The organism is Sphingomicrobium sp. XHP0239 (assembly GCF_039555325.1).
In the GTDB taxonomy this organism is placed as follows: Bacteria; Pseudomonadota; Alphaproteobacteria; order Sphingomonadales; family Sphingomonadaceae; genus Sphingomicrobium; species Sphingomicrobium maritimum.
Genome location: NZ_CP154608.1, coordinates 2,413,186 through 2,421,308 on the forward strand (window position 1 = coordinate 2,413,186; position 8,123 = coordinate 2,421,308).

The following is an 8,123-nucleotide window of genomic DNA, read 5'->3' on the forward strand; positions in this document are numbered from 1 at the left end:
TTCCTTGCTTTTCACTCGACTCGGACGCATACTCTCTGAACGGTAGCGTTTAATTGAACGGAGTCGTTCACTTTGTCGAACCCCCCTGCGGAGAAAAAACTGCGTCCCTCAAGCGAGGCGAAGCGCGACGCCATTCTCGCGGCCGCATCGCGGGCGTTCTTCGACGAGGGGTTCGCGGCTGCGTCGATCGAGGCGATCGCCGCCGATGCCGGGGTGTCGAAGGTCACCGTCTACAATCACTTCGGGGATAAGGAGGGGCTGTTCGCCGCCGCGGTGCAGGCCGAATGTGCGGGGATGCAGGGCATGATCCGGCTGGAGTCCGACGCGCCGCGCAAACCGATCCGGGAGCATCTGACCATGCTGGGGACCGCGTTCCACCGCTTTCTGTCGCAGTCGCAGATCGTCCGTTTCGACCGGCGGATCGCGGCGGAAGCGGATCGCGACCCGGCGGTCGGTGCCGCCTTTCTCGACGCCGGACCGCGTCCGATGTGCGACCATCTGGCGGGGGTGATCGCGGCGGCGCACGATGCGGGCGAGATCGAGGTGGCCGATCCGCAACTGGCCGCCGAACAGTTCGTGTCGATGTGCAAGGGGTTCGGCGAGATGGAACGGCGCTATGGCGCGGCGACCGACCCGATGCGCGACCAGGAACGGATCGAGGGGGCGGTGGCGGTGTTCATGCGCGCCTACGGGACGGCGGCGCGATGATCCTCGTCCTCGACGAAGGGACGAGTTCGACCCGAGCGCTTCTGTTCGAGGACGACGGCAGCATCGCTTACTGCGCACAGGCACCGATCGAGGCACGCTATCCGCGGCCCGGCTGGGTCGAACAGGATGCAGGCGCGATCTGGCGCGAAAGCCGTGCGGTCATGGAGCAAGCGATCGACAGGGCGGGCGGCGCGGCGCGGATCACGGCGATCGGAATCGCCAACCAGCGCGAGACGGTGGTGGCGTGGGACCGGCGGACGGGCGAACCTCTCGCCCCTGCGATCGTATGGCAGGACCGGCGCACGGCATCGACCTGCGCCGCGCTACGCGAGCGGGGCGAGGAAGCGGCGGTGCAGGAGGCGACGGGGCTCGTCCTCGACCCTTATTTCAGCGCCGCCAAGATGGCCTGGCTCATCGAACAGGAACCGGCGGTCGCCGACGCCGCGCGGACCGGCCGACTGGCGTTCGGCACCGTGGAAAGCTGGCTGCTGTTCAAGCTGACCGGCGCGCACGTCACCGATGCCAGCAACGCCAGTCGGACCAGCCTGATGCGGCTCGACACGATGGCATGGGACGAGGGGCTGTGCGACCTGTTCGGAGTGCCGCGCGCGGCGCTGCCCCGGATCGTGCCGATGACCGGCGATCTGGGAACGACCGAACTGTTCGGAGGGCCGATCGCCATTTCCGGGTCGGCGGGCGACCAGCAGGCGGCGACCATCGGGCAGGCGTGCCTTGCCCCCGGCGCGGCCAAGGCGACCTTCGGAACGGGGCTGTTCGCGCTCGCATCGACCGGCGAGCGGCGGCCCCGGTCGGACCATCGGCTGCTCGCGACATTGCTTTATGCGGGGGAGGGGCCGCCGCTCTACGCGCTGGAAGGCTCGGTGTTCGTGGCGGGAAGCCTGGTGAAATGGCTGCGCGACATGGCGGGTCTGGTCGACAGCGCCGAGGAGACCGAGGCTCTTGCACGCAGCGTCGAGGATTCGGGCGGCGTCACCATCGTTCCCGCCTTCACCGGGCTGGGCGCGCCGCACTGGCGCCCCGAACTGGAAGGGTCGATCCACGGGCTGACGTTCGGAGTGACGCGCGCCCATCTGGTGCGCGCCGCGCTGGAGGCGGTGACGATGAGCACCCGCGACCTGGCGACGGCCTTCGCGGCGGACGGCGCGGCGTGGAAGGAGTTGCGGGTGGACGGCGGCATGATCGCCAACGACTGGCTCGCGCAGGATCTGGCCGACATGACCGAGGTGATCGTCGAGCGTCCGACCGATGTGGAATCGACCGCCCGCGGGGCAGCGATGCTGGCGGGGGTGGGTGCTGGCATGTTCGAGGATCTGGGCTGCGCGATGCAGGGGATGCGGACCTCGTACGAGAGGTTTTCCCCGACTATCCGGGCCGACATCCGCGACGAAAGAATCGAACGGTGGGGATCGATTCTTTCGGCCATCGTCTGACGAACGACTCGGACGCAGACGGCTTGAAGGCGAGTCGCGGTCCCGAATTCGCGAATCCTTTCAGCGCTCTCGTCCTATTCTGGGACGTTTTGCAGCGCGCATGTCGGATCTCGATACGCGTCCGAATCAAGTCGTTGAGCCAAGTTCGGATTTTACAAAAAGGGTTAAGAGATATTTAATTTCTTGAAGCCCCTTATTAGTCCCGACATTGGAGAATAATGCGTCTTATACTCGAATTAACTAGAGAGCATATTTTCTCATTCCATTCGTCATCCGAAAAACAGCGTAATAATTCGAGGCATAGATACTTTCAGACAGAAGATTAATAGTTAAATCTTAACAATCGACTTGTTGTTTGCGATTTGATCGCTTGGGGCGTTCTTGCGCTGGATCAAGAAGGCTTCCTTGAAGTTGACTCGGAATTGTGGTCATTCCCTTCCCGACAAAGCCGGAATGCGCAGTCACGTTAACCGTTCTTGTTCAACGCATTCTGGCCGACGACCAGTGAGACGCCCCGCGCTGGGGCTCTCGCGCAACCGATGGGTGGGATATGCGACAGGACGAACTCTCGATGGCTCAGAGTGCTGCGGGCCGTGACGAAACGGATCAGGCCTTGCCCGAAAACGCCGTTCGGGTTCAGCCTGGACCAGGTGGCAGCGTCGTGCTTCCCGAAGGCGTCGAACTGTCCGACATCACGGTTGTCGGTCGCGATCTGGTCGTCGCACTGCCCGACGGCAGCTTCATCATCATCGAGGGCGGCGCCATCTTCGTGCCCCAGCTCGTCATCGACGGCGTCGAGGTTCCATCCGCAACGCTCGCCGCGCTGCTCATCGGCGACGAAGAGCCGCGTCCGGCGGCTGGCGACACGCCGTCGAGCGGCGGCAACTTCGCGGTCGACGTCGGGGATCTCGGCCCGCGCGCCGCGTTGGGCGACCTCCTGCCTCCGACCGCGCTCGATTATACGCCGCCGACCTTCGACCTCATCGGACTTGGCGAAGTGCGCGACGAGGTTCCCGATATCGACATCGACGTTCCGGGCAACGCCGTTCCGCAGCCCGACGTGATCGTGTCGGTCGACGAATCAGGCCTTCCCGAACGCGGCGACGAGCCTGCGGGGACCGATCCCGATGCCGATAGCGAGACGACCAGCGGCACGATCATCATCTCCTCGCCCGACAGCGACAATCCGGTCGGCGACGTCACTATCAACGGTGTTCCGGTCACCGGGGTCGGTCAGGTCATCGAAGGCGACTATGGCACGATCGTCATCACCGGCATTCGCCCCGGCGAAATCGACTATGATTACACCCTGACAGACAACACCTCGGGCGATGTCGAGGAAGTGTTCACCGTCGTCGTCACCGATCCCGACGGCGACACGGCGACCGGCACGATCACCATCGTCGTGACCGACGACAGCCCGATCGCGCGCGACGATGTCGTGACGCTCGAAGCGGGCGACGACGATGCCGACGGCAATGTCATCACCGGCGAAGGTTCCGACGCGGGCACCGGCAGCGCCGACACGCTCGGTGCCGACGGCTTTGGCGGATGGGGCATCCTGATCGACGGCACCCCGGTCCTGGCGGGTCCGGAGGGCCTGATCGTCGAGGGCGAGTACGGAACGCTGACGGCGGGCGCGAATGGCGAGTGGCTTTACACGCGCAATGACGACGCGGACGGCACCGTCACCGACACGTTCACCTATTTCGTGCGCGATGGCGACGGGAGCGAGAGCCAGGCGACCCTGACCATCGTCTCGACCGACACCACGCCGACCGTCACGCTGCCGCAGCCGGGCAGTCCCGATGGCGGTACGCAGGTCGACGAAGCCGGCCTGCCCGCGCGCGGCGGCGAACCCGCCGGCAGCGAGGCGTCTTTGGACAGCGAAACGACCAGCGGGTCGATCACCTATACCGATGGCGACGGCGCGAGCGCGGTGCGGATCGACGGCGTGCTCGTCACCAGCGTCGGACAGACCTTTGCGTCGCAGGATGGCCTCGGCGTCCTGACCGTCACGTCGATCGCCGACGGATCGGTCGGGTACAGCTTCACATTGCTCGACAACAGCGCCGGGGACGACACGTCCGTCAGCTATGAAGTGACCGTCACCGACGGCGATGGCGACAGCGCCACCGATACGCTCGTCATCACCATCGTCGACGACACGCCCGACGCGCGCGACGACAGTGCCAGCGGAAGCGAGGGCACGCCGATCACCATCGACGTCTTTGCGAACGATGTCGAAGGCGCCGACGGCGTCGAACTCGACGCCATCGAATATGTCGAGGGATCGCTGACCGGCCGCGGGAGCGTCGCGTACAATGACGACGGCAGTTTCACCTACACGCCCGGAACGGGCGAGGATGGGACGGTCACCTTCCAGTATCGCGTGACGGACGGGGATGGCGACAGCGACATCGCGACCGTCACCATCGACCTTGGTGCCGATTCCGAACCGACGATCACGCTCGGCGGCGGCGATAGCGTCACCGAAGCCGGTCTCGACGGCCCGCCCGCGGGCGAAGCGCCCGGCAGCGCGGCGGCGACCGACGGCGAGACGACCCGCGGCACTATCGCCGTCGATACGGGCAGCGATGCGGTCGCCAGCCTCGTCATCGACGGGGTCGACGTCACCAACGGCGGCGTCGTCGCGGGCGACTTCGGCACGTTGACCGTCACCGGCAATCCGACCGACGGCTATGCCTACAGCTACGAGCTGACGACCAATACCGACGACGGCCCGGGGGCGGAAACCGACAGCTTCACCGTCACCGCGACCGACAGCGACGGCGATACCCGCTCGAGCGATCTCGTCATCACCATCGTCGACGACGTCCCCGACGCGCGCGACGACAGTGCCAGCGGAAGCGAGGGCACGCCGATCACCATCGACGTGTTCGCCAACGACGTCGAAGGGGCCGACGGCGTCGAACTCGACGCCATCGAATATGTCGAGGGATCGCTGACCGGCCGCGGGAGCGTCGCGTACAATGACGACGGCAGTTTCACCTACACGCCCGGAACGGGCGAGGATGGGACGGTCACCTTCCAGTATCGCGTGACGGACGGGGATGGCGACAGCGACATCGCGACCGTCACCATCGACCTTGGTGCCGATTCCGAACCGACGATCACGCTCGGCGGCGGCGATAGCGTCACCGAAGCCGGTCTCGACGGCCCGCCCGCGGGCGAAGCGCCCGGCAGCGCGGCGGCGACCGACGGCGAGACGACCCGCGGCACTATCGCCGTCGATACGGGCAGCGATGCGGTCGCCAGCCTCGTCATCAACGGCGTCGACGTCACCAACGGCGGTGTCGTGGCGGGCGACTACGGCACGTTGACCGTCACCGGCAATCCGACCGACGGCTACGCGTACAGCTACGAACTGACGACGAACATCGATGACGGCGCGGGCGTGGAGTCCGACGATTTCGAGATCGTCCTCACCGACAGCGACAGCGATACGACCACCGATACGCTCGCCATCGCGATCGTCGACGACGTCCCCACCGCCAACGACGACAGCGCCACGGGCGTGGAGAACCGTCCGGTCACGGTCAATGTTCTCGGCAACGACGTCGAAGGCGCCGACGGCGTCGATCTCGACGATATTGCCTATGTCGACGGCTCGCTGTCGGGCCAGGGCACCGTCAGCTATAACGGGGACGGCACCTTCACCTACGTCCCGGGCGCCGGCGAAAGCGGCACCGTCACGTTCGACTATGTCATCGTGGACGGCGACGGCGATCGTTCGGTCGCGACCGTGACGATCACCTATCCGGGGGACTCGGTCCCGCTGATCTCGATCGCGGGCGACACCGAGGTCGACGAAGCGGGGCTGGACGGCCCGCCGGCGGGCGAAGCGCCCGGCAGCGCGGCGGGAAGCGACGAGGAAGTCGCCAGCGGCACCATCGACGTGGCCACCGGCAACGATACCGTCGTGTCGCTCGTCATCGACGGGGTCAACGTCACCAACGGCGGCGTCGTCGCGGGCGACTTCGGCACGTTGACCGTCACCGGCAATCCGACCGACGGCTATGCCTACAGCTACGAGCTGACGACCAATACCGACGACGGGCCCGGGGCGGAAACCGACAGTTTTACCGTCACCGCGACCGACAGCGACGGCGATACACGCTCGAGCGATCTCGTCATCACCATCGTCGACGACACGCCCGACGCGCGCGACGATAGCGTGAACGGGGCGAGCCTTGCCGAAGGCAGCCCGATCACGGTCGACGTGTTCGCCAACGATACGCAGGGTGCGGACGGCGTTCCGCTCGGCAACATCGATTATGTCGCGGGCTCGCTCACCGGGACCGGGACCGTCGTCAACAACGGCGACGGGACCTTTACCTACAATCCGGGTGCGGGCGAAGACGGCACGGTTCGTTTCCAGTATCGCATCACCGACGGCGACGGCGACAGCGATGTCGCGACCGTGACCATCACGCTCGGCGCCGACAGCGAGCCGCAGCTTACCCTGGCGGGCGGCACGCGCGTCGAGGAATCCGGGCTCGACGGTCCGCCGGCCGGCGAAGCGCCGGGATCCGCTGCCTCGGGCAATGGGGAATTCACCTCGGGCACCATCGGTGTTGCGACGGGCAATGACGGCGTGGGCAGCCTCGTTATCGACAACGTGGACGTCACCAATGGCGGGACCGTCGTCGGCGAGTTCGGCACGCTGACCGTTACCGGGAATCCGTCGAGCGGCTACAGCTACACCTACGAGCTGACCGACAATACGTTCGACGGCGCGGGGGCGGAAACCGACGATTTCCAGGTCGTTCTCACCGATAGCGACGGTGACACGACGAGCGATACGCTGGTCATCACCATCGGCGACGATGTCCCCGATGCGCGCGACGACAGCGCCACCGCATCCGATCTCCAGGCGGGCGATACGATCGATATCGATGTCTTCGCGAACGATGTGCAGGGTGCCGACGGGGTAGATCTCGACGACATCGCGCTGGTCGCCGGCTCGCTCAATGGCGCGGGCAGCGTCGTCTACAATGGCGACGGGACCTTCACCTACACGCCCGGTCCGAACGAGGAAGGCACCGTGACCTTCCGTTACCGCATCACCGACGGCGATGGCGACAGCGACATCGCGACCGTCACGCTGACGCTGGCGCGGGACGACGAACCGGTCATCAGCCTTGCGGGCGAGACCGACGTCGACGAGGCGGGTCTGCCCGACGGAAGCGATGCCGACGCGGACAGCGAGTTCGCCGACGGCACGATCTCGATCGCGACCGGCAGCGATACGCTCGCGACGCTCGTCATCGACGGAGTGGACGTCACGAATGGCGGGATCGTGACCGGCGAAAGCGGCACGCTGACCGTCACTGGAAATCCCACCGACGGCTATACCTATACCTACCAGCTGACCGAGGCGACCGACGATGTCGACAATGTCGCGGAAACCGACACGTTCACCGTGGTCGCAACCGACAGCGACGGCAGCACCGACGAAGCGCCGCTGGTCATCACCATCGCCGACGACACGCCCGACGCGATCGACGACAGCGTCATGGCCGACAACAACAACGCGCCGGTCGCGATCGACGTGCTCGACAACGACGTGACGGGTGCCGACGGCGTCGATGCCGCCACCGGTGTCAGCCTGGTGCCGAACTCGATCACGGGGACGGGAAGCGTCACGTACGACGGCGCGGGCACCTTCACCTACATTCCGGGCGCGAACGAAACCGGCGAGGTCCAATTCCGGTATCAGATCACGGACGGTGACGGCGACAGCGACATCGCGGTCGTGACGATCGATCTCGGCAGCGACGACGAACCGGTCATCAGCCTTGCGGGCGAGACCGACGTCGACGAGTCGGGTCTGCCCGAGGGAAGCGATGCCGACGCGGACAGCGAGTTCGCCGACGGCACGATCTCGATCGCGACCGGCAGCGATACGCTCGCGACGCTCGTCATCGACGGAGTGGACGT

At 66.0% G+C, this 8,123-nt stretch carries 3 protein-coding genes; all 3 read left to right on the forward strand.

The genetic code is table 11. From position 1 onward, the window contains the following. Positions 1–72: 72 nt before the first annotated feature. Positions 73–708, forward strand: coding sequence for a TetR/AcrR family transcriptional regulator (locus WJT74_RS12195; protein ID WP_343345338.1), 636 nt, complete (start codon positions 73–75; stop codon positions 706–708). Further along, on the forward strand, positions 705–2,159 hold the full coding sequence (locus tag WJT74_RS12200) for an FGGY family carbohydrate kinase (protein ID WP_343345339.1): 1,455 nt from the start codon (positions 705–707) through the stop codon (positions 2,157–2,159). The genes WJT74_RS12195 and WJT74_RS12200 overlap by 4 nt, the downstream gene beginning before the upstream one ends. A 571-nt stretch (positions 2,160–2,730) precedes the next feature. Next, on the forward strand, positions 2,731–8,123 hold a 5,393-nt coding region (locus tag WJT74_RS12205; RefSeq protein WP_343345342.1), incomplete at its 3' end, for an Ig-like domain-containing protein.

What these genes read in the sequence shown, in the direction of transcription:
- WJT74_RS12200 (WP_343345339.1), top strand. Translation starts at nt 705, where the DNA reads ATGATCCTCGTCCTCGACGAAGGGACGAGTTCGACCCGAGCGCTTCTG.